This is a genomic window from Nocardia sp. NPDC058497 (genome assembly GCF_042720195.1).
Lineage (GTDB): Bacteria > Actinomycetota > Actinomycetes > Mycobacteriales > Mycobacteriaceae > Nocardia.
The window spans coordinates 1-20,899 of record NZ_JBHXMY010000036.1 but is presented as its reverse complement, the minus strand read 5'-3'; the positions used below and the strand labels follow the sequence as shown (position 1 = coordinate 20,899).

The 20,899-nt window shown below is 69.0% G+C and carries 21 protein-coding genes and 2 pseudogenes; 11 read left to right on the top strand and 12 right to left on the bottom strand.

The genetic code is table 11. From position 1 onward, the window contains the following. Positions 1–46: 46 nt before the first annotated feature. Positions 47–382, bottom strand: coding sequence for an STAS domain-containing protein (locus tag ACFWPJ_RS04730; RefSeq protein WP_189023137.1), 336 nt, complete (start codon positions 380–382; stop codon positions 47–49). A 174-nt stretch (positions 383–556) separates the two neighbouring features. Between ACFWPJ_RS04730 and ACFWPJ_RS04725 the strand changes: the two genes are divergently transcribed. Next, the gene (locus ACFWPJ_RS04725; protein ID WP_378847190.1) at positions 557–1,084 is read left to right on the top strand and encodes a pyridoxamine 5'-phosphate oxidase family protein; all 528 of its coding nucleotides are present in this window, start codon (positions 557–559) and stop codon (positions 1,082–1,084) included. 87 nt (positions 1,085–1,171) lie between these two features. On the opposite strand, the gene ACFWPJ_RS04720 is transcribed toward ACFWPJ_RS04725, so the two are convergent. From ACFWPJ_RS04720 to ACFWPJ_RS04700, 5 genes are read right to left on the bottom strand one after another with little or no spacing between them, the layout of a single operon-like run. Further along, entirely contained in the window at positions 1,172–1,600 is a 429-nt protein-coding gene (locus ACFWPJ_RS04720; protein ID WP_378847188.1) for a hypothetical protein, read from the bottom strand. Beyond that, entirely contained in the window at positions 1,597–2,742 is a 1,146-nt protein-coding gene (locus ACFWPJ_RS04715; RefSeq protein WP_378847187.1) for a molybdopterin-dependent oxidoreductase, read from the bottom strand. Before ACFWPJ_RS04715 ends, ACFWPJ_RS04720 begins: the two co-directional genes overlap by 4 nt. After that, entirely contained in the window at positions 2,739–3,410 is a 672-nt protein-coding gene (locus tag ACFWPJ_RS04710; protein ID WP_378847185.1) for an SAM-dependent methyltransferase, read from the bottom strand. The genes ACFWPJ_RS04715 and ACFWPJ_RS04710 overlap by 4 nt, the downstream gene beginning before the upstream one ends. Continuing rightward, complete coding sequence (locus ACFWPJ_RS04705) at positions 3,407–4,129, bottom strand: DUF2064 domain-containing protein (protein WP_378847182.1); 723 nt, start codon at positions 4,127–4,129, stop codon at positions 3,407–3,409. Before ACFWPJ_RS04705 ends, ACFWPJ_RS04710 begins: the two co-directional genes overlap by 4 nt. After that, positions 4,126–4,797, bottom strand: coding sequence for a glycosyltransferase family 2 protein (locus tag ACFWPJ_RS04700; protein WP_378847179.1), 672 nt, complete (start codon positions 4,795–4,797; stop codon positions 4,126–4,128). Before ACFWPJ_RS04700 ends, ACFWPJ_RS04705 begins: the two co-directional genes overlap by 4 nt. Before the next feature lie 103 nt (positions 4,798–4,900). Here ACFWPJ_RS04700 and ACFWPJ_RS04695 point away from each other — a divergent pair, with 103 nt between their 5' ends. Genes ACFWPJ_RS04695 through ACFWPJ_RS04685 form a run of 3 tightly spaced genes read left to right on the top strand, consistent with a single transcriptional unit; the run spans position 4,901 to position 7,971 of the window. Beyond that, a complete protein-coding gene (locus ACFWPJ_RS04695; RefSeq protein ID WP_378847177.1) occupies positions 4,901–6,244 on the top strand; it encodes a hypothetical protein in 1,344 nt (447 codons plus the stop codon). A gap of 4 nt (positions 6,245–6,248) precedes the next feature. Continuing rightward, entirely contained in the window at positions 6,249–6,953 is a 705-nt protein-coding gene (locus ACFWPJ_RS04690) for a response regulator transcription factor (RefSeq protein WP_378847174.1), read from the top strand. Beyond that, a complete protein-coding gene (locus ACFWPJ_RS04685; RefSeq protein WP_378847172.1) occupies positions 6,946–7,971 on the top strand; it encodes a sensor histidine kinase in 1,026 nt (341 codons plus the stop codon). The genes ACFWPJ_RS04690 and ACFWPJ_RS04685 overlap by 8 nt, the downstream gene beginning before the upstream one ends. 1 nt (position 7,972) lies before the next feature. Here the strand turns inward: ACFWPJ_RS04685 and ACFWPJ_RS04680 are convergent, their stop codons facing one another. Continuing rightward, positions 7,973–9,031, bottom strand: coding sequence for an NAD-dependent epimerase/dehydratase family protein (locus tag ACFWPJ_RS04680; RefSeq protein WP_378847170.1), 1,059 nt, complete (start codon positions 9,029–9,031; stop codon positions 7,973–7,975). A 219-nt stretch (positions 9,032–9,250) separates the two neighbouring features. Between ACFWPJ_RS04680 and ACFWPJ_RS04675 the strand changes: the two genes are divergently transcribed. Genes ACFWPJ_RS04675 through ACFWPJ_RS04665 form a run of 3 tightly spaced genes read left to right on the top strand, consistent with a single transcriptional unit; the run spans position 9,251 to position 11,477 of the window. Beyond that, positions 9,251–9,730 carry a cation:proton antiporter regulatory subunit gene (locus ACFWPJ_RS04675; RefSeq protein WP_378847168.1) on the top strand — a complete coding sequence of 160 codons (480 nt, stop codon included), beginning with the start codon at positions 9,251–9,253 and terminating at the stop codon, positions 9,728–9,730. A gap of 60 nt (positions 9,731–9,790) precedes the next feature. Beyond that, entirely contained in the window at positions 9,791–10,273 is a 483-nt protein-coding gene (locus tag ACFWPJ_RS04670) for a cation:proton antiporter regulatory subunit (RefSeq protein ID WP_378847166.1), read from the top strand. Positions 10,274–10,283: 10 nt separating this feature from the next. After that, the gene (locus ACFWPJ_RS04665; protein WP_378847192.1) at positions 10,284–11,477 is read left to right on the top strand and encodes a cation:proton antiporter; all 1,194 of its coding nucleotides are present in this window, start codon (positions 10,284–10,286) and stop codon (positions 11,475–11,477) included. Positions 11,478–11,631: 154 nt separating this feature from the next. Here ACFWPJ_RS04665 and ACFWPJ_RS04660 read toward each other — a convergent pair whose 3' ends face one another. Next, positions 11,632–12,582, bottom strand: a complete 951-nt coding sequence (locus ACFWPJ_RS04660; RefSeq protein ID WP_378847164.1) for a helix-turn-helix transcriptional regulator — start codon at positions 12,580–12,582, stop codon at positions 11,632–11,634. Positions 12,583–12,762: 180 nt separating this feature from the next. Between ACFWPJ_RS04660 and ACFWPJ_RS04655 the strand changes: the two genes are divergently transcribed. Further along, positions 12,763–13,080: a YciI family protein gene (locus tag ACFWPJ_RS04655; RefSeq protein WP_378847163.1), complete on the top strand. Its 318-nt coding sequence runs from the start codon at positions 12,763–12,765 to the stop codon at positions 13,078–13,080. A 238-nt stretch (positions 13,081–13,318) separates the two neighbouring features. After that, positions 13,319–13,768: pseudogene (locus tag ACFWPJ_RS04650) on the top strand (SLC13 family permease); the annotation flags it as partial. On the opposite strand, the gene hutG reads toward ACFWPJ_RS04650, so the two are convergent. From hutG to ACFWPJ_RS04635, 3 genes are read right to left on the bottom strand one after another with little or no spacing between them, the layout of a single operon-like run. Then, the gene (gene hutG / locus ACFWPJ_RS04645; RefSeq protein WP_378847160.1) at positions 13,759–14,697 is read right to left on the bottom strand and encodes a formimidoylglutamase; all 939 of its coding nucleotides are present in this window, start codon (positions 14,695–14,697) and stop codon (positions 13,759–13,761) included. The pseudogene ACFWPJ_RS04650 and the gene hutG sit on opposite strands and share 10 nt — an antisense overlap. 10 nt (positions 14,698–14,707) lie before the next feature. Further along, a complete protein-coding gene (gene hutI, locus ACFWPJ_RS04640; RefSeq protein WP_378847157.1) occupies positions 14,708–15,883 on the bottom strand; it encodes an imidazolonepropionase in 1,176 nt (391 codons plus the stop codon). Positions 15,884–15,896: 13 nt separating this feature from the next. Continuing rightward, complete coding sequence (locus ACFWPJ_RS04635; protein ID WP_378847154.1) at positions 15,897–17,330, bottom strand: purine-cytosine permease family protein; 1,434 nt, start codon at positions 17,328–17,330, stop codon at positions 15,897–15,899. 239 nt (positions 17,331–17,569) lie between these two features. Between ACFWPJ_RS04635 and ACFWPJ_RS04630 the strand changes: the two genes are divergently transcribed. Next, on the top strand, positions 17,570–18,976 hold the full coding sequence (locus ACFWPJ_RS04630; protein WP_378847151.1) for an amino acid permease: 1,407 nt from the start codon (positions 17,570–17,572) through the stop codon (positions 18,974–18,976). Positions 18,977–19,016: 40 nt separating this feature from the next. After that, on the top strand, positions 19,017–20,591 hold the full coding sequence (hutH, locus tag ACFWPJ_RS04625) for a histidine ammonia-lyase (RefSeq protein ID WP_378847149.1): 1,575 nt from the start codon (positions 19,017–19,019) through the stop codon (positions 20,589–20,591). 58 nt (positions 20,592–20,649) lie between these two features. Here the strand turns inward: hutH and ACFWPJ_RS04620 are convergent. After that, positions 20,650–20,899, bottom strand: a pseudogene (locus ACFWPJ_RS04620) (hypothetical protein); the annotation flags it as partial.

Below are 20,899 nucleotides of genomic sequence, written 5' to 3'. Positions count from 1 at the left end.
CGCCGCGCGCGCCCGCGGGCCCCCCCCCCCCCGATATTTTGTGGGGTCAGGACGTGAACGACGCCAAGGCGGCGGCCAGCGTGGTGTGCATGGCGAACACCTGGTCCAGGCTCGTCATCTTCAGCTGACGGCTGGTGGCGGGCCCGTCGGCGACGATCGCGATCGCCGTGGTCTGGCCTGCCCGCTGATGCGCGGCGACCAGGGTCGCCATGCCCGCCGAGGCCAGGAACCCGACCGCGGTCAGGTCGATCACCAGCGTTGCCGGTTTGTCGGCCAGGATGGCCTCGATCGTGGCGTCGAGCGCGGGCGCGGTCGCCAGGTCGACCTCGCCGGTCACCGTCAGCACCGTGACGCCGTCGTGTACCGCCGTCGTGGTGGTCATCGTGTCCGTGAGTGGATACGCGTCTCCGGATGAGTTGGTCACGACTCAACAACACACAACTTCGCCCGAATACGCAAGCCACTGCCGGTGCCGAACCGCTCGCACCTATACTGGAAAACCTGTGTGAGTCCTCCGTTGACCCGCCGGGCCAGCGCCTTTGTCAAGGGAGAACCGATGCTGCCCGATCCCGTCGACGCCACCGACCTCAACATCTACGGCACCGACCAGCTGCCGTGGAGCCGGGCGCGCGCCGCCATCGAGAACGGCATCGCCGCCCTGGAGACCGCCCAGTTCCTCGGCACGGTCGGTCCGGACGGCAGGCCCCACTCGGCGGGCATCGGCGCGACCCTCGTCGGCGAGCACTTCTACTTCACCAGCGGCCCGGACACCCACAAGTCCCGGTACCTGGCCGCGAACCCGGCGTGCACGCTGTCGTTCCGTTTCCCCGACGACGTCGACCTCGTGTTCGAAGGCACAGCGGTGCGCACCACCGACCACGCCGAGATCGACCGGGTCACCGCCGACTACCGCGACACCGGCTGGCCCGCCGAACGGGCGGGTGACGCGGTCACCGCGCCGTTCAGTGCCCAGAGCGCGGGCCCGGCCCCCTGGCATCTGTACCGCTTCACCGTCCACGCCGCGGTCGGAGTCGCCCTGACCGATCCCCACGGCGCCACCCGCTGGCGGTTCGCCTGGAGATAGTCCCGCGCCCGCGGTTCCTCGGCTGGCCGTTGCCTGCGCCGGTGAACACTTCGGCGGCGGACGCACGAACACTGTGGTGCGCCCGCGCTACGGTCGACGCCGGGGTGACCGGGCTGCTCGGATGCCGCGGCCGGCGACGGCACCGACGCCGACAAGTACCCATACGGTGACGACCGCGGCGATCACACCGGCAGGGTAGTCGCGATCGAGCAACGTGGGGTTATCCGCCAGCGCATGGCCGCGACCGACCACCGGCGCCGCGAGCACCAGCACCGCGACCGTGGCGACAGCGCCGCATGCCGCCGCCGCCCACCAGCTACTGGGCAAGATCCGTCGCGCCCCGACGCCGGCGGCCGCGGACAGCGGCGCGAAAACCGCGTCGTGCAGCACGATTCCGCCGGCAAACCACACCGCCACCGATAGCAGATCAGTCCTGCTCAGGTCCGAGAGCAGGGCGATGCCGTACCCCGCGAGCCCGATACCGAACAGCCCGAGCAACACCCGCACAGCGGTCATTGTCGGACCTCGATCGTGGACAGCCACTTCGTTTGCAGCACTCCGGGTCGGCTCGGTGCGATCAGCCGGCAAGGATACCCATGATCGAGGTCGAGGGTTTCGCCGTTGACCGCCAGCGCGACCAGCGTGTCGGCATCGACCGCGTGACGTTGCGGCAGAGTCGAACTGCTGTAGAGACCGCCGCGTTCGAGCGAGGTGAACCGGACCTCTCCGCCTCGGTATTCGCCGACCGCCGCGAGTAGGTCACGCAGCCGGACACCGGTCCAGTCAGCGGTGGCACTCCAGCCTTCGACGCAGGCGATCGGCAGGCGAGCGGTGGTCTGTGGCAGCGCCGCCAGTTCGGCGCGGGTGAAGGCACGCCGCCGCGCTCCGACGGCAACAGTCAATCGGTAGCTGACATCGGTTGCGCGGGAACCGATTCCGGCCGCAGCGGCGGAGCGGTTCACCGGCAGTCCCTGGGGGCCGCGCCCGCTGCGCGGAGCCAGGACCGATATCCGGCGCAGAAAGGGCACGGTTTGGCCCGCGACAGTGACCACGGCCACCGTGGCCGACAATCCCGCGGCAGCCAGCACTGCGCGCCGCGAAATATCGTGGCGGACACCGGGTTCCGCGTGCTCCGGCTCCTGGTCTTCGAGCGGACGGCTCAGGGCGGTGCGGACCACCGGGATCTTGACGGCCAGATGCACCGCCAGTGCCCCGAGGGCGACGTAGGCCATCGCGTAGTGCGCGGCCGGGAAGAAGAACTTCCACGGGTAGTAGTTGGCGGTGTTGAGCAACCCGGTCGTCAGCTGGAAGATCGTGGCGCCGACCAGCAGTGCGATCGACCCGCGTTCGAGCGCGCGGACCGGTGACCCGATCAGTGGCTTCGCGAACAGTCTCGGATACACCGCCCACAGCTTCACCAGCAGCAACGGGATCGACGCGATGCCCGTGAGGACGTGCAGTCCCTGGGTGAACTGATACAGCCAGACCGGGCGGGCCGGCCAGCTGAACCAGTCCGGCGGATGCTGAATCCAGTGGCTGAGCAGGCCGGTCACGAAGCAGACGAGCACGGCCACCCCGAGCGCGATGCCGACACGGGCGGCGACCTGTGGTCCTCGCGCGGTCGACAGGTGCGGACCGGGGCCGAACGGCGTTCTCATCGTTGCCGCACCCTCGAGCCCGGAGCAGCAGGGCGCAGCCACGCGATGTAGCGCCCGGAGACGTTCGCGGTGGTCAGCACGCGCAAGCCGGCCGAGGTCGCGATCGGATCGGCGAGCTCGATGCCCACCCGCGCCCAGGGGAACCATTCCCCGACCGAGGTCCGGGTCTCCAACCGGATCGTATCGGCCAGCATTCCTGTTCCCGGCGCGGAAAATTCGACGATGGCGATGCCGTCGCGGGCGAGCAGAGACTCGACGTTGGCCAGCATGCGCACCGGGTCGCCACCGATGCCGAGGTTGCCGTCGGCCACGATCGCGTACGCCCAGCGGCCCGAACCGGGTAGCGGTCCGAACACATCGCGCCGCAGCGCTGGGGCACCGCGGAATCGGCTGACCGCGATGGCCATCGGCGAGATGTCGACGCCCAGCGCGACGACGCCGCGCCGCACCAGCCCGGCCACCAGTCGTCCTGGACCGCACCCCAGGTCGATGGTCGGGCCGTCGCAACAGCACATCAAGGCGGTGTCGACATGTCGGTCGGCCGCGACATCGGACACGCCCAGCCAGCGCCGGGTCGGCAGCGGTCGCCGCGACCCGTTCGTGCTGCGGACCCAGCAATCGGCACCGGCCAGTGCTTGATCGAACAGTGCGATGTCGACGGTGTTCATCGCAGTGCCAGTCCGCTCCGGCGCAGCGCCGCTATCGCGGCGGCGAATTGCCCGCCGGTCATGGTGGCCACACGGAGTGCGTCGTCGAAGGTATCGACGTCGGCGAAGGTAGGGAGCAGCCGTACCCGATTTCCACAGTCCTGCAGCGCTTTCCTGGTGAGGGCACCTGTGCGTGGCGTCGACATCGCGACATCGACGAGTACTCGCGCGGCTTGTGGTTCGGACAGGCCGAGCGCCCACCAGCCGCCGTCTTCTGCGGGTCCGAGGACGGCGTCCGTGCCGGTGCGACCATCGGGGCCGGAGTCACTGCCGAGCAATATGCGCGCTGACCGCGTCAGCACCTCGGGCCCGACCTGCGGGGTGTCCATGCCGATCTGCAGGACGGGTAGTCCGTGGCGTGCGGCGTCGGCGTGCGCGTTGGCCAGCCGGGCGCCGAAGCCGACGCCCCGCTGCGGTACGACCTCGAAATCGCTCAGTGCCCTGGTCAATTCGGTGCGACGTTGTGCGGCTGCCAGCTCCCCGGTGAACGCCACGACACGGTGGGTGACCCGACTGCGGGACACCGAATCCAGGGTGTCGAGCAGCGAGGCGGCGGCGACGTCCGCTGCCTCTCGCGGACGCAGCGGTGGAGTCAACCGGGTCTTGGCGTACCCGGCGATCGGTGATTTGGCGATCACCAGCAACGTCACCGCCAGCGTCTGGGCCCTGCGCCCGCTCACCGCAGGACCGCCAGGAAGTCGCGGGTGGCGCGCAGCGAACCCTGCCATGACCCGGACACTTTCGAGACTCCGCCTGCCCGCGGCCGGTAGGTGACGTCGCGCTCGACGATTCGCCAGCCCGCGCCCGCCGCGCCCATGAGGAGTTCCAGCGGATACCCGGACCGGGTGTGCATCGGCCCGAGTGCGAGCAGCGCGCTGCGGCGAGACACCCGTATCGCGGCGATGTCGTGGACGGGTAGCCCGTATCGGCGTCGCAGCCGCCAGGCGATCACCTGATTGCCCAGTCGCGCGTGCCACGGCCACACTCCCGTTGATACCGGTACACGTCGCCCGACAACCAGGTCGGCCCCGTCGCGCAGCAGCTCGACCAGCGCGGGTAGCTCGCCGGGGTCCATCGAGCCGTCACCATCCAGAACCGCGACCAGTTCGGTGCGCGCGGCCGCGATGCCCGCCTGGACCGCGGCGCCGTAGCCGGGCAGGCCTTCCGGCACCACAGTCGCCCCGTTCCCCCGGGCAACGGCCGCTGTCGCGTCGGTCGAGCCGTTGTCGACGACCAACGCGTGATAGCCGGGTGGGATGGCCGCGAGCACCATCGGTAGCGCCTCGGCCTCATCCCGACAGGGGATGACCACGGTGACCTCACCTCGACTGGCCTGCGGTTTTGTCATGATTCGACGGTAAGCCCCTCGGCCGGGAAAACCTGTGACAAAACAATGACGGTGGTCGGCTGGACGCGTGCCGGCCGCGTGGCGTGGCCATAGGGTGAGCACTGTGCCCACCCACTCCCAGCTCGCAGCTCGGCCCAGATCCGGGCTGACCGGCGACTTCGTCGGCGCCGCCGTGGCCGCCGCGCTGGTCACTGCGGCATTCGTCGTCCCGCGAATCGCGAGCGACCCGTGGCGGCGCTCGCTGTACGCGGGCGCCGCCCCCCTGTTCGGCGAGTGGTTGCCCCATGTCGGGTGGGGCACGGTTCCTGCGGTCGCCGTCGCGGCGGGGGTCGTGCTGTACGGTCCGACGCTCGCTGGGTCGCTGCCCTGGCGGCGGTTGCTGGTACTGGCCTGGCTGACCGCGATCACCTGGGCGTTCACGCTGGCGATGGTCGATGGCTGGCACCGTGGCTTCGCCGGTCGGCTCACCGATTCCCACGAGTATCTCCATGAAGTGGGTGGCGTCACCGATATCTCGGTGATGCTGCGCGGGTTCTCCGGCCGGATCCTGGATTTCCAGCCGGACTCGTGGACCACCCATGTCTCCGGGCATCCACCGGGCGCCCTGTCGTTCTTCGTACTGCTCGACCGGGTCGGTCTCGGCGGTGGGGGCTGGGCCGGGCTGGCTTGCCTGCTGATCGGCACCAGCACCGCGGTCGCCGTCGCGGTCGCGCTGGGAGCGCTGGGTGCGCAGGACCGTGCTCGCGCGGCGTTGCCGTTCCTCGCGCTGGCACCGGCCGCGCTCTGGTTCGCGGTCTCCGCGGACGCGGTATTCGCCGGTGTCACCGCGTGGGCGGTCGCGCTTTTCGCTGTCGCGTCCCGCTCGGAGGGCCGGCACATCATCGCCGTCGCCGCGGGGATGCTGTTCGGGTTCGGCATCTACCTCAGTTACGGGATGGTGCTGATGGCGTTGCCCGCGGTCGCCGTGCTCATCGCCGCGCGCACGGCGCGGCCGCTACTGCCCGCCCTCCTGGGCGCGCTTGTCGTCGCCGCCGCTTTCACGGTGGCGGGGTTCTGGTGGCTCGACGGGTACCACCTGGTGGTACAGCGCTACTACCAGGGCATCGCCGCCGAGCGGCCATTCGCGTATTGGTGGTGGGCCAACCTCGCGGCGACCCTCTGCGCGCTAGGCCTCGCGACGGCGGCAGCACTGCATCGAGCACTGTCTTTGCCGCGACTGCGGGCACTCGACCCGACTGCGCTGCTGGTTGTCGGCGCACTGTGCGCCATCGTGGTCGCCGACGCCAGCGCGTTGAGCAAGGCCGAGACCGAACGCATCTGGCTACCGTTCGCCATCTGGGTGCTCGCCGCGACCGCGTTCCTCCCGCGATCCGGTGCGCGCGCCTGGCTCACCGTCCAAGCCGGGGGCGCCCTGCTGATCGCCCACACCATCCTGACGAATTGGTGAACGCATGTGCATCCTGATCGCCGACGACGACCCCGTGGTACGGGAGGTGGTGCGTCGCTACCTCGAACGCGACGGACACACCGTCGTCGATACCGGTGACGGCCCAGCGACATTGTCGGCGCTGGCCGAACACGGTGACGCTGTCGAACTCGCCGTGCTCGACGTGATGATGCCCGAACCCGACGGTATCGACATCTGCCGCGCGGTGCGCTCGGGTCGACGCCCACAGACGCCGATCATCCTGCTCACGGCGCTGGGCGACGAAGACGACCGGGTTCTCGGTCTGGAAGCCGGTGCCGATGACTACGTGACCAAGCCGTTCAGCCCGCGTGAACTCGCGCTGCGCGTCTCCTCGGTGCTGCGCAGATCACGCCGACCGCCCGACACCGAACCATCCGTCCTGCGCGACGGCCCCATCGAGGTGCACCCCACCGGCAGGCTCGTCTTCGTCGACCGGGCGCCGGTGGAGCTGACCCCACGCGAATACGACCTGCTGGTGTTTCTCCTGCGCCATCCGCAGCAGGTGTTCAGCCGCACCGAACTTCTCGCGCAGGTGTGGGGCTGGGACTTCGGCGACCTGTCCACGGTGACCGTGCACATCAAACGGGTCAGGGCCAAACTCGGCGACCTGCACCGCATCGAAACCGTCTGGGGCCAGGGATACTCCTGGGCCCGCACCGACGCCCGACCAGGAGGCGGCCATGCCTGAGGACACCACCCAGCTCATCGGCTACGCACTGGCTTGTTCGGTGCCGATCGTCGTGGTCGGCGCGCTGCTGCTGCGGGCGACGAGCAACCGCTCGCTGACCACCAGTATGGCGGTGCTCGTACTGATTCCCACCGTGTCGACGCTGGCCGGTGTCATTGGTGTCAGCGGGCTGATGTTCACCGATGAACTCCAGCGCACCGCCATCGTCCTGGCCGTCGTCGCCGCAGTCACGGTGCCCGCCGCCGTCCTCCTCGGCCGCGAGCAAGCACGCAAGACCGTCTGGGAGAAGCAGATCCGTGAGCAGGAACGGGCTGCGGAACAATCACGGCGGGAACTGGTCGCCTGGGTCAGCCATGACCTGCGCACGCCGCTCGCCGGCATCAGAGCGATGGCCGAGGCGTTGTCCGACGGTGTGGTCCGCGCCAGACCCGACGTCGCCCGGTACGCCGAGCAGATCGGAGTCGAGACCGAGCGGCTGGCAAGGATGGTCGATGACCTGTTCGAGATGTCGAAAATCAACGCGGGGGCCTTGCGGCTGGAACTGGAACCGGTCGACCTGCGTGAGCTGATCGACGAGGTCCTGGCCGCCAACCGGCCCACCGCCGACCGGGCACAGGTGTCGCTGCACGCCGAGCAACCCGGCACCGGCATCGTGGTGTCGGCCAGTGATCAGGCGCTCGGGCGAGTTCTGACCAACCTCGTCTGCAACGCCATCGCCCACACACCACCTGGCGGGCACGTCGCGATCTCGTCGGGCACCACCGGCGATCACGCCTGGGCGCGGGTCGAGGACTCCGGACCGGGTATCGCCGACGACGACCTGCCACGCATCTTCGACATCGCCTATCGTGGCACCGCCGCACGTTCCCCTACGGCTGCCGGCGGCATCCCCACTGGCAGCGGCATGGGACTGGCCATCGCCGCCGGTCTCATCGAAGCCCACCACGGCGACATCATCGCCGAGAACCGGGAACAGGGCTGTCGTTTCGAGGTCAGGTTGCCGTTGCCCGGTCGCTGATCTATACCGTCGGCGCGCCCACCCCGGCCGCCGGTCGCAGGGGCGCGGTGGCGAACCTGGCGAGGCCTTCCATCGGATCGACCTGGGCCACGAAGCCCAGTGCGCGACGGGCACGCGCGGGATCGGCCACGATATGGCGAACGTCCCCGGCCCGGTAGCGGCCGGTCACGACCGGCGCCGGGCCACCGCAGGCGCGGGCCAACACCGTCGCGACCTCGCCGATCGTGATCGGGCGCCCCGACGAGACATTGAAGGCCACGAATCCCGGCTGCGGCCGTTCGACAGCAGCGAGATTCGCGGCCGCGATGTCGGTGACATGGACGAAGTCCCGTGCCTGTCCGCCGTCCTCGAACACCTGTGGTGCCTGTCCCGCCTCCAGCGCCGAGCGGAAGATCGCCGCGACGCCGGAATATGGTGTGTCCCTGGGCATCCCGTCGCCGTAAACATTGTGATAGCGCAGCGCGGTGACGCTCGCACCGGTCACCGCCGCCCACGCCGCCGCGTAATTCTCCTGGGCCAGTTTGCTGGCCGCGTAGAGACTCCGCGGCCGCAGCGCCGCGTTCTCGTCAACCGTCGACCAGCCGAGAATCTCGCCGGTCACGGGGTCGCGGTGCTCGAACATCCCGGCGTCGAGGTCGACTCGGCGGCGCGATCCCACGTCGACTGGGCCGCACCGGGCGCCGCGATAGCACCCTTCGCCGTACACCACCATCGACGAGGCCAGCACGAGCCGACCGCAACCTGCCCGGTCCATCGCCGCCAGCAGTACCGCGGTGCCGTAATCGTTGTGACTGGCAAAGGCGGGCGCGTCCTGCGCGCTCACCCCTGCCCCGACGACCGCCGCCTGGTGACAGACGACGTCGATACCGCGCAGCAGCAGATCGAGTGCGGCGCCGTCGCGTACGTCGGCATGGCACACACCGTCCGGCGGTTGCGCAGCGGTGCCGTGCGCAGCGGCCAGCATCAGATCGACGGCGATCACCTCGTGGCCCGCCGCAGCGAGAGCGCTGTGGACATGGGTACCGATGAAGCCGGCCGCGCCGGTCAGAAGTATCCGCATCGTGTTCAGCCCCTTACCGTCGACATTCTGCGAAGGACAGAATTCATAGCGCTACGCCCTGTTCGGTCATGGTCTGATTCTGCCCGCCCGCTACCTCGACACCACCGCACCGCCGGTACCGTCAGACTCTTGTCACAACCAGACCGTTACCATCTCAGCGGCGTGCGTGCGGCGCCGGGTGGGGCTGGTGTTATTCCGAAGTCGTCGTACTGTGAGGGCGTGAACATCGATGTGACGCCTCTACCTGGGATCGGCGTGTGCAAGGACTTCCCGCTGGCGCAGGCGCGTCGCCGGATCGGCGTGATCGAGCATCGCGACGGCAGCGTCGATCTGGTCGTCTCGCGGGCGGGGGACTTCGACACGACCACGTCGATTCCCTTGTCGAGCACCGAGATCGGTGTCCTCGCGGGTCTGCTCGGGGCGCCGCAGGTGGTGCAGAAGACCGCGGCCGTGCATGGCGTCGGGGAGCTGTCGACCAGACAGTTCGCGATCGATCGCGGCAGCCCGTTCGACGGTCGGCCGTTGCGCGACACCGCGATGCGCACCCGCACCAAGGCCTCGGTCGTCGCGGTGGTCCGCGCGGGGGATGTGACCCCTTCGCCGGGAACGGATTTCACCTTCATCGCCGGTGATCTCGTCGTCGTGGTCGGCACCGACGAGGGGCTCGAGGCCGCCGGAAGGTTGCTCGACCAGGGCTGAGCGGCCGTGCGAATGGTAAAGAGAAGGTAAGGTATTGCCTAGCTGAGGTTAGGTGATCCAATGAATGTAGATGTGACTTCCCTGCCGGGAATCGGTGTCCGGAAAGAGTTTTCGCTGACGAAGGTGGACCGCCGCATCGGCGTCGTCGACCACCGCGACGGGGGCACCGATCTGATCTTCACCAAGGTCGGCGATCCCGATGCCACCGTGCAGATTCCGCTGTCGAGCACCGAGGCCCGTACCCTGGCCGGTTTGCTGGGCGCGCCCCAGCTGGTCGCGCAGCTGCGCGAAGAGCACCGCGACCTCGACGGGGTGAGCACGCGGTCGATGCCGGTGCCGTCGAGCTCGGCCTACGCCGGACGGCGCCTCGGCGAGACCGAGATGCGGACCAGGACCCGCGCGTCGATCGTCGCGGTACTGCGCGCGGGGCAGGTCCATGCCTCACCGGGACCGGAGTTCGAGTTCCTCGGCGGTGACATGGTCGTCGTAGTCGGCACGCACGCCGGACTCGACGCTGCCGCCGCGATCCTCGCCGACGGCTGAGCCGGTGCAGATCAGTGGATCCGCGCTGGCTTTGATCCAGCTAGGGGCGGTGTTCTTCGGTTTGGGGGTGCTCGGGCGCATCGCGGCCCGCGTCGGCCTCTCGCCCATCCCGCTCTATCTGCTCGGGGGTTTGGTCTTCGGGACCGGCGGCCTGATCGAGTTGCACGAGGTGGAGGACTTCATCCACATCGCCAGCGAGATCGGCGTCGTCCTGCTGCTGCTGTTGCTCGGCCTGGAGTACACGGCGGGGGAACTGGTCACCGGCATGCGCAAGTCGTGGACGGCGGGCCTGCTCGACCTGGTGCTCAACGCGACACCGGGCGTCATCGTGGCGCTGATGCTGGGGCTGGGGCCGACCGGCGCGATCGCGATGGCCGGCGTCACCTACATCTCCTCCTCCGGCATCGTGGCGAAGGTGCTCAACGACCTGGGCAGGCTGGGTAACCGGGAAACCCCGGTGGTGCTGTCGATCCTGGTGTTCGAGGACCTGGCGATGGCGGTCTATCTGCCGGTGCTCACCGCCGTGCTGGCCGGTGTCGGCTTCGTGGCCGGGTTGACCACCGTCGGTATCGCGCTGGTCGCGGTGACCGTGGTCCTCGTCGTCGCGCTGAGATACGGCAAGTACGTCTCGGCGATCGTGGCCAGCGAGGATCGGGAGATCTTCCTGCTCAAGCTGCTCGGTTCGGCGCTGCTCGTGGCCGGTGTCGCCTCGGCCGTGCAGGTGTCGGCGGCGGTGGGCGCGTTCCTGCTCGGCATCGCGATCTCCGATTCCACCGCGCACGATGCCACCAAGATCCTCGAACCGCTGCGCGATCTGTTCGCGGCGATGTTCTTCGTCCTGTTCGGGCTGAGCACCGATCCGGCGACGATTCCGCCGGTCCTGGGCTGGGCGGTGCTGCTGGCCGTGGTCACCACCACGACCAAGATCGCCACCGGCTGGTGGGCGGCCAAACGCGCGGGCGCGTCCCAGCTCGGCCGGGCCAGGGCCGGCACGGCGCTGGTCGCCCGCGGCGAGTTCTCGATCGTCATCGCCGGTCTGGCCGTGGCTGCCGGCGCGGTGCCCGACGGGTTCGCCGCGCTGGCGACCACGTATGTGCTGCTGATGGCGATCATCGGCCCGATCGCGGCGCGTGTCGTCGAGCCGGTCATGCGGGCCACGGTCGGCCGCAAGCAGCGCGTCGCGGTGGACCCGACCGCGGAGTGAGCCGCGTCCTGGGCGCCGTTCCTCTGCGCGAGCGCAGGTTTCGTACAGCATCCGCCACAGCGTCTTCTCCCGGATGTGGATGTGGATGTGGATGTGGATGTCGCGGCGGGCAATGAGCCGGTCGATCGCGGTACGGGCTCGGGGACCGCGCGCCTCATGTGTCGGTGACCGCGGCCAGGCACCGGTAGGCGAGGGTCTTCAGTTCCGTGACCAGCTCTGGAGGAGAGGTGAGGGTGAAGTCTGTGTCGATGGAGGTGATCATCCACGCCAGCGAGGTCGGGGAGTCACCGCCGACATGCAGCAGACAACAGGTGTCATCGACCGGTTCCAGGACTCCCATCCCGGGCCAGATCCGGTCGGCGAGCTCGACCGCGGAACGATGCAGGGTGACTGTGGCCTGCCACGGCCACGCCCCCACCGACATGCGTTTGCCCAGATAGGTGGCGAAGTCGCCCTCGGGCGGAGTCCTCACGGTGAACCGCGGACCGGTCGGGGTACGCGGACGCACGCGGTCGATACGGAACGAACGCCAATCCCCGGCCGCGACATCCCAGGCCACCAGGTACCAGTGCTGATACAGGTTGATCACCGCGTGCGGTTCCACCTCGCGCACGCTGTCGCGGCCGCTGTTGTCGGTGTAGTCCAACCGCAGCCGTTCATGACGCTGACACGCCTGTGACACCGCGAGCAGAGTGCCCGCCGCCAGCGGCGAGGCACCAGCTTGCACTGTGCCCATCGTGCGGGCCAGGGTGTCGAGGCGATGGCGCAGCCGCGAGGGCAGCACCTGGTTCAGCGTGGCCAGCGCCCGCCCCGCCGCCTCCGCGATACCCGGGCCACCGCTAACGGTTCGCAATCCCATCACTATCGCGACGGTCTCCTCGTCGTCCAGTAGCAGCGGCGGCAGAGCGCTGCCCGCGCCGAGGCGGTAGCCCGCGCTGCCGCGCACAGAGTCCACCGGATACCCCAATGCGCGCAGGCGTTCGATGTCGCGGCGCACCGTGCGCACGGTGACATCGAGGTGTTCGGCCAGTTCAGGGCCTGAACATTCGGGTCGGGACTGCAGGATGGACAGTAATTTCAGCAGGCGTGCCGATGTTTCCAACATGAGATCAGAATGCCCGAAAGCAAGGACAGAACCTGTCCTTTGTCGCTTGTATCGTTGATGTTGTTCGAGTTCGACGGAATTGAGAATCCCAACCCGCCCGGTAGGGATCGCAGTACGCTCGAAGCGATCAGTGACATATCGGGCATCCAGTCAGTAACCCTCACGTGAAATGGAGAATCCGTGTCCAAGTTCCTGGTTCTGTACCGGTCCGCGAAGTCCCCCGCCGAGATGTTCGAAGGTGTGAGCCCCGAGCAGCAGCAGGCCTTCGCCAAGGCGTGGCTGGAGTGGGACGCGAGTGCGGGCAAGGCCCTCACCGATCCGGGCAACCCGACCATGATGGTCTCGGACCCCAAAGCCGGCGGCGACTACATCGGCGGGTACGCGATCATCGAAGCCGACAACTCCGAGGCCGTCGACAAGCTGCTGACCGGACACCCGTTCCTGGCCACCGGCGGCACCGTCGGCATCTACGAAGTCCAAGACATGCAAGCCCCGTAACCCGGGAACCGCAGTGCCCCGACCCGAACGAAAAGCTGCGGTCGGGGCACTCTCATGGTCGCCCACGCCCGCCCGAGCAGGACACGCCGCCGGTGAACCGGCATCGGCGAACATCGAGGTGAAGTGACCGAAGCGGTGAGCGGGCGAGGTCAGAACAGGGTGTCGCGGACCCGCAGCGGCCGATACCCGGTGGGTTCGAGCGCGGCGAGTTCGGCATCGACGCACCGAGCCAGGATCGGTCGACGCGGTGATGGCATTGCAGGAGCGCCGCGCGATCCGCGACCCGAAACTGCTGGTCCGCTCGCTGATCGTGCTCGCGGGGGTGATCGTCGGGTTCTGCTTGCACGGCATCGTGCACGTGTCGCCGTCGGTGATCGCGCTGGTCGGCGCGGGCGCCATGGTGCTGGTCTCCGGGCTCGACATCGGCGAGATCCTGCAGGAGGTGGAATGGCCGACCCTGGTGTTCTTCATGGGGTTGTGCCGTTCCCTGTGGTGGGCCTTCGCGCTCGGCGCCGACTTCGGCGGCAACGGCACCGCGGTCGCGGCCAGCGCGAACGTCGTCGCCCTCGGCATCGCCGCTCGCGCCGGACAGCGAATCACCTTCTGGCAGTTCACGAAATACGCCATCTTGGTCACCGTGGTCAGCACGACGATGGCCTGGATCTATGTGTGGCTGCGCTACTTCTGATCGCGCGGTTGCGCGGGCACGTGCCGGGTGACAAGGCGGTGGATCAGGCGTGCGGCGGTGCGGGCGGTGCGCTGGTCGATATCGAGGCCGGGGTTGAGTTCGGCGACATCGACCACGGCGAGTTTGCCACTGGCGGTGACCTGATCGCAGACGGCCTGGATCGTCGGCAGCGCGACGCCGTAAGCGGCAGGCGCGCTGACACCGGGTGCGACCGCGGCGGGCAGCACATCGAGATCGATGGTCAGGTAGAGCAGATCGATTCCGGCCAGGAAGTCCGCGACGAACGCGGCGACCCTGGCCGGTTCGCAGTCGTCGTCGAGCAGATACCGCACGCCGAACCGGTCGGCGGTGTCGAACAGGACCTTGGTGTTGCTGGGCTGGCTGATCCCGATCACCGCGTAGCGCACGTCGGGGTCTGCCTCGAGGATCTGCCGGAACGGGGTGCCCGAGCTGGGTACCGGATCGGGGCGCAGGTCGAAATGCGCGTCCAGATTGAGGATTCCGACCACGGTGCCCGGCGTGCGGCGCGCCGCACCCGCCACCCCGAGGTACGTGCCGTAGGCAACCTCGTGCCCGCCGCCGAGGACGACCGGGAAGGCACCGGCGTCGAGCAGGCTGGACACTGTCGCACCGAGCCGGCGCTGACCGTCCTCCAGGCGATCGTCGGTGACCGCCACGGTGCCCGCGTCGAACGCGCGCAGCGGTGTGCCGAGCGCCATCGGTGACAGCGCGCGGCGCAGCGCCTCCGGCCCCTGCGCCGCACCCTGGCGACCCTTGTTGCGCCGCACCCCTTCGTCACTGGCGAAGCCGACGAACACGCACGCACCGGGATCGGTGCCGGGCTCGTACGACGTGACCGCCTGGTGCCAGCGCAGATGCTCGGGCGTGGTGCCGTCGACCCGGCCGGTCCACGAGGATTCGGACATCATCGGGCAGACCTCATCTCGAGTAGGCGAGCACGCCGCCGCGCCACACCTGGCTGATCAGCGGAACACCGGGACGGTAGGCCAGATGCAGGTGCGACGGCGCGTCCAGCGCGATCGCGTCGGCCCGCACACCGGGCCGCAGCGCACCGATATCGGTGCGGCGCAACGCCTGTGCGCCGCCCGCCGTCGCCGCCCAGACCGCTTCGTCGGGCGTCATGTGCAGGTCCCGAACCGCCAGCGCGATACAGAACGGCAAGCTCGTCGTATAGCTCGTGCCGGGATTGCAGTCGGCGCCCAGCGCCACGGTGACCCCGGCGTCGAGCAGTGCCCGTGCGTCGGGATAGCTGTTGCGGGTGCAGAAGTCGGCGCCCGGCAGCAGCGTGGCCACGGTGTCGCTGCCCGCCAGCGCGTCGATATCGGCGGCGTTCACATGTGCTACGTGATCCACCGACGCGGCGCCCAGCTCCACCGCGAGCTGAACCCCGGGACCCTGATGCAGCTGATTGCCGTGCACGCGCGGCACCAGACCGTGCGCGATGCCCGCCGAGAGCACCGCATGCGCCTGATCGCGGTCGAAGGCACCCTGCTCACAGAACACATCGATCCATCGGGCGTGCGGCGCGCACCCGGGGATCATCTCGGCGCACACCATCGCCACGTAGTCGTCGGCGCGCCCGGCGTACTCCGGCGGCGGCACATGCGCGGCGAGCAGGGTCACCTCGTCGGTGAACCGGCCCGCGATCATGACGCTGCGCAGTTCGTCGGCGACGGTCTGGCCGTAGCCGCTCTTGCATTCGACCGTCGTGCTGCCCGCGCGCAGTGACTCGTCCATGAGCCGCCGCACGTTCGCGGCGAGCTGCTCGTCGGTCGCCGCGCGGGTGGCCTCGATGGTGGTGCGGATGCCACCGGCCCCATAGGGGCGCCCGGCCATCCTGGCCGCGAACTCCTCGGCGCGATCACCGGCGAACACCAGGTGCGAATGGGTCTCGACGAATCCCGGCAGCACGGCCCGCCCGCCGAGGTCGATGCCGGTGTCGGCGGCGGGCGCGTCGGCGCTGTCGCCGACCCACACGACGGTGTCGTCGTCGAAGACGACGGCGGCCTCGCGCCGGATGCCGAGCGGACCGGCGCCGAGGGCGGGATCGTTGGTGACGAGGGTGCCGATATCGGTCAGTGCGGTGGTGGGCACTGGGGGAGTCCTCCTAGCTGCGGGTGTCGACCATCTCGGTGTGCGTCGGGTAGATCATCCGCGCGGGCGGGTCGGCCGTGCGGCGCGCGATCGGGTAGTAGATCGCGCCGGTGAACACGATGCCGACGATCCAGGAGATATCGGCGCCGCCGAGCAGGTGCGTGATCGGACCGGTGTAGAGCTTCTGCGCGAGGAACGGGATCTGGGCGAGGACACCGAGGCCGTAGCAGAGCAAGGCGGGCACGTTCCATGCCCCGTAGCGCCCGTTCGGATCGTAGAGCGCTGGCAAGTCCACCCGTTCCTTCGAGATCAGGTAGTAGTCGATCAGATTGATCGCGCTCCACGGCGTGAACACCATGAGTAGCACCAGCACGAAGTTCTTGAAGTTGTTCAGGAAGTCCGCGCTCGCGGCGAGCGCGATCACCATCGAGACGCCGACGAAGCCGACGATGTAGAGCGTGCGGGCGCGGGTGGAGATCTGGGAGCGGCCGTCGAACGCGGTGACGGTGGTCAGGATCGACATGAACCCGCCGTAGGCGTTGAGCACGTTCACCGTCAGCTTGCCCACCACGATCACCAGATACACGCAGAACGCGAGCACCGCGGGCCCGGCGAGCTTGCCGAGAAACCCGACCTGATCGGCGAGGAACGCCTTGCCCGCGACCGCGGCCACCAGCGCGCCGAGAGTCATCGACCACTGCGAGCCGAGCACGCTGCCCAGGAAGGTCGACCAGAACGTGGTGCGCTCACTGGTGCTGCGCGGCAGGTACCGGGAGTAGTCGGCGACGTACGGGCCGAAGGTCAGCTGCCAGCCCGCGCCGAGGGAGATCGCGAGCAGGAAGGTCGCCGCGTCGAACCCGATCACCCCGACGAAGTCGCTGACCGGGTACTCGGCGAACAGCCGGACCGTCAGATACGTGAAGCCGACGATCCCGATCACCGTCGCCACCCGCCCGGCGACATGGATCAGCCGATACCCGGTGACCGCCACGAACGCGGTGAGCGCACCGAAGATCACGATGCCGATCACCGGATTCGCGACGTGCAGCATGTTGTTCACCGCCTGCCCGGCCAGCACCGTACCGGTCGCGGCGAAGCCGAGATACATCAGGATCACCAGCACCAGCGGGACCACCGCGCCCTTGACCCCGAATTGGGCCCGGCTCGAGATCATCTGCGGCAGGCCCATGCGCGGTCCCTGCGCCGAGTGCAGCGCCATCACGACCCCACCGAAGACATTGCCCAGCAGCAGCCCGATGATCGCCCACAGCGCGTCCGCGCCGAACACCACCGCGAGTGCGCCGTCCACGACCGCCGTGATCTGCATGTTCGCCCCGAACCAGAGCGTGAACTGACTGCGCGGCGTGCCGTGTCGTTCGCTGTCGGGGACGACGTCGATGGTGCGGCGTTCGGGCGTGAGGAGATCCTCGGAGCCGGTCGTTGTCATTGCGGCCTGTCTTTCTGCGGTGACGCCGTCGACCCGGGCATGTGCGCTGGGTCACGTCCGATATGTATATGCCTGTATAGACAGGTACGTCAAGCGCTAAGCTCCCTGCCGACGCGCCGCGCTTTGACACGCCTGTATATACAGGCATATACATGTACTGGTCGCTGTGACTGGCCCCACAGGCGAATCCATCGGGTCATCACCCGCTCCGTGCGCCTTTCCGATCCCGGGAGAATGGTTTGAACAAGCCCGTTGCTGTGCTGACGCGTGGACTCACCGCGCGCCACATCCGTTTCATCGCGCTCGGCTCGGCCATCGGCACCGGCCTGTTCTACGGCTCGGCGGAGGCGATCCACCGCGCGGGCCCCTCGGTGCTGCTGGCCTACCTGATCGGCGGCGCCGCGATCTACCTTGTGCTGCGCGCCCTGGGCGAGATGGCGGTGAGTAACCCAGTCTCGGGATCGTTCGGCGAATACGCCGGCAAGCACCTCGGTCCGCTGGCCGGCTTCCTGACCGGCTGGACCTACACCTTCGAAATGCTCATCGTCTGCCTGGCCGACGTCACCGCGTTCGGCGTCTACATGGGCTTCTGGTTCCCCGACGTGCCCCGCTGGATCTGGGTGCTGTCGATCATCTTCTTCATCGGCGCGGTCAACCTGCTCAGCGTGAAGGTGTTCGGCGAGGTCGAGTTCTGGTTCAGCCTGGTCAAGATCGTCGCCATCGTCGCGATGATCGCCGGCGGCATCGCCATCCTGATCTTCGGCTTCGGCATCCACGACACCAGCGGCGGTGTACAGAATCTGTGGACCGACGGCGGCTTCTTCCCGACTGGCTTCGGCGGCTTCGTCGCCTGCTTCGCCATCGTGATGTTCGCCTTCGGCGGCACCGAGATCATCGGCATCACCGCGGGCGAGGCCGAGGACCCGCAGCGCACCATCCCGCGCGCGATCAACACCGTGCCCATCCGGATCATCCTGTTCTATGTACTGACCCTCGCGGTGATCATGGCGATCAACCCGTGGCAGAGCATCGGCGACGAGGGCAGCCCGTTCGTGCAGATCTTCCAGAGCCTGGGCCTCGGGCCCGCGGCCGCGGTGCTGAACGTCGTCGTGATCACCGCGGCGCTGTCGGCCATCAACAGCGACATCTTCGGCGCCGGGCGGATGATGTATGGCATGGCCCAGCGTGGTCAGGCGCCCGCGGTGATGCAGCGGGTCTCGCGCAACGGCGTGCCGTGGATGACGGTGGTCGTCATGACCGTCACCCTGCTGGTCGGCGTGCTGCTCAACTACCTGATCCCGGACAGGGTGTTCCTGGTGATCGCCTCGATCGCCACCTTCGCGACCATCTTCGTCTGGCTGATGATCCTGTTCTCGCAGTACCGCTCGCGACAGCGGATGTCGGTGCGGCAGGTGGCCGCGCTGAAGTTCCCGGTGCCGTTCTGGCCGTACGGGCAGCTGATCACCATCGGTTTCCTGATGTTCGTGATCGCGGTGCTCGCCTTCGATGCCGACAGCCGGGTGGCGCTGGTCGTCGGCGCGGTCTGGCTGGCGCTGCTGTGCGTGGCCTACCGCCTGTGGGTCCATCCAGCGCCGGCCGAGCCCGAAGCGGTTCCCGCGCTGGAACCCGTCGCCGATCTCGCCTGAAAGTTTTTGTCCCGCATATCGTTTGGAATGGAGCAGCATAGTGACCATCGACTCGGACCGGTCCGCGCCGGTCACCGTGGAACCGGTCGTCGTCGGCACGGGTCCGGTGGCGCCGCAGGACGTGGTGCGGGTGGCCAGAGACGGCGCCGCGGTGCGGCTGTCCGACGAGGCGCTCGCGGCGATGGGGGAGAGCAGGCGGCGGATCGAGGCGCTGGCGGCCGACCCGAAGCCGGTGTACGGCGTGTCCACCGGGTTCGGCGCGCTGGCCGTCCGGCACATTCCGCTCGAATTGCGTCAGCAGTTGCAGCGCAGCCTGATTCGCTCACACGCGGCGGGTTCGGGTGCCGAGGTGGAGCGGGAGGTGGTGCGCGCGCTGATGCTGCTGCGCCTGTCGACCCTGGCCACCGGCCGGACCGGCGTGCGGCCGGTCGTCGCGCAGACCTATGCCGCGCTGCTGTCGGCGGGGATCACCCCGGTGGTCTACGAGTACGGCAGCCTCGGCTGTTCCGGTGACCTCGCGCCGCTGGCTCACGTCGCGCTGGCCGTCCTCGGTGAGGGCATGGTCCGCGACGCCGACGGTGCCTTGCTGCCCGCCGCCGAGGCACTGGCCGCCACGGGCATCGCCCCGGTCGAGCTCGCGGAGAAGGAGGGGCTGGCGCTGATCAACGGCACCGACGGCATGCTCGGCATGCTGGTGCTCGCCTGTCACGACCTGCGCGACCTGCTGCGCCTGGCCGACGTCACCGCGGCCATGAGCGTGGAGGGTCTGCTCGGCACCGACAAGGTCTTCGCCGCCGACCTGCAGGCCCTGCGACCGCAACCCGGTCAGGCGATCGCGGCGGCCAATATGACCCGCCTGCTCGCCGACTCGGCGATCGTGGCCAGTCACGCGACCCCCGACTGCACCGTCGTCCAGGACGCCTACTCGCTGCGCTGCTCACCGCAGGTGGCGGGCGGTGCCCGCGACACCCTCGCCCACGCCGAACGCGTCGCGGGCTACGAGCTGGCGTCGGCTGTCGACAACCCCGTGGTCACCCTCGACGGCCGCGTCGAGTCCAACGGCAACTTCCACGGCGCCCCCGTGGCCTATGTGCTGGACTTCCTCGCCATCGTCGTCGCCGATGTCGCCAGCATCAGCGAACGCCGCACGGACCGCTTCCTGGACAAGGCCCGCAACCACGGCCTGCCCCCGTTCCTCGCCGACGACCCCGGCGTCGACAGCGGCCACATGATCGCCCAGTACACCCAGGCCGCCATCGTCTCCGAGCTCAAGCGCCTCGCCTCGCCCGCCTCGGCCGACTCGATCCCGTCCTCGGCCATGCAGGAGGACCACGTCTCCATGGGCTGGTCGGCGGCCCGCAAGCTCCGCCGCTCGATCGACGGTCTCACCCGGGTCCTCGCCATCGAGGCTCTCACCGCCGCGCGGGCCCTGGATCTGCGCGCCCCGCTGACCCCTGCCCCGGCGACGGCGGCCGTCCGCGATGTTCTGCGCGCGCACGTCGACGGCCCCGGCCCCGACCGCTATCTCGCCCCCGAGATCGACGCGGCAGTCCGCCTCGCCGCCTCCGGTGCCCTCCTCGCCGGCGCCGAATCGGTGGTCGGCCCGCTGGGCTGACTCGTTTCGCCAACGCCCGCCCCTGTCGAAATCGGCAGGGGCGGGCGTTGTTTCCGGATCAGCGACTCGCTTCTTCCGGAAGCAGGTGCGCGAGTAGTAGTTTGATCAGCAGTACCGGCGCGAACCAGGCCACCTCGGACGGGACGGCGAGCACGCCGGTAACCCAGAGCAGCGCGAAGGCCGTGACGGCGAAGGCGATCGGCCTGCGCAACGCGGCCGGTGCCGGGGTCACGATGAGCGCTCCGCTTAGCGCCAGTCCATAGATGGTGACGGCCGCGGCCCAGCTGAACGCGGGCACCACCCAGGCC

What these genes read in the sequence shown, in the direction of transcription:
- ACFWPJ_RS04725 (WP_378847190.1), top strand. Translation starts at nt 557, where the DNA reads ATGCTGCCCGATCCCGTCGACGCCACCGACCTCAACATCTACGGCACC.
- ACFWPJ_RS04660 (WP_378847164.1), bottom strand. Translation starts at nt 12,582, where the DNA reads ATGTTGGAAACATCGGCACGCCTGCTGAAATTACTGTCCATCCTGCAG.
- ACFWPJ_RS04635 (WP_378847154.1), bottom strand. Translation starts at nt 17,330, where the DNA reads ATGACAACGACCGGCTCCGAGGATCTCCTCACGCCCGAACGCCGCACC.
- ACFWPJ_RS04680 (WP_378847170.1), bottom strand. Translation starts at nt 9,031, where the DNA reads ATGCGGATACTTCTGACCGGCGCGGCCGGCTTCATCGGTACCCATGTC.
- ACFWPJ_RS04670 (WP_378847166.1), top strand. Translation starts at nt 9,791, where the DNA reads ATGAATGTAGATGTGACTTCCCTGCCGGGAATCGGTGTCCGGAAAGAG.
- ACFWPJ_RS04690 (WP_378847174.1), top strand. Translation starts at nt 6,249, where the DNA reads ATGTGCATCCTGATCGCCGACGACGACCCCGTGGTACGGGAGGTGGTG.
- ACFWPJ_RS04720 (WP_378847188.1), bottom strand. Translation starts at nt 1,600, where the DNA reads ATGACCGCTGTGCGGGTGTTGCTCGGGCTGTTCGGTATCGGGCTCGCG.
- ACFWPJ_RS04710 (WP_378847185.1), bottom strand. Translation starts at nt 3,410, where the DNA reads ATGAACACCGTCGACATCGCACTGTTCGATCAAGCACTGGCCGGTGCC.
- ACFWPJ_RS04730 (WP_189023137.1), bottom strand. Translation starts at nt 382, where the DNA reads ATGACCACCACGACGGCGGTACACGACGGCGTCACGGTGCTGACGGTG.
- ACFWPJ_RS04685 (WP_378847172.1), top strand. Translation starts at nt 6,946, where the DNA reads ATGCCTGAGGACACCACCCAGCTCATCGGCTACGCACTGGCTTGTTCG.
- ACFWPJ_RS04715 (WP_378847187.1), bottom strand. Translation starts at nt 2,742, where the DNA reads ATGAGAACGCCGTTCGGCCCCGGTCCGCACCTGTCGACCGCGCGAGGA.
- hutG (WP_378847160.1), bottom strand. Translation starts at nt 14,697, where the DNA reads ATGATGTCCGAATCCTCGTGGACCGGCCGGGTCGACGGCACCACGCCC.
- ACFWPJ_RS04700 (WP_378847179.1), bottom strand. Translation starts at nt 4,797, where the DNA reads ATGACAAAACCGCAGGCCAGTCGAGGTGAGGTCACCGTGGTCATCCCC.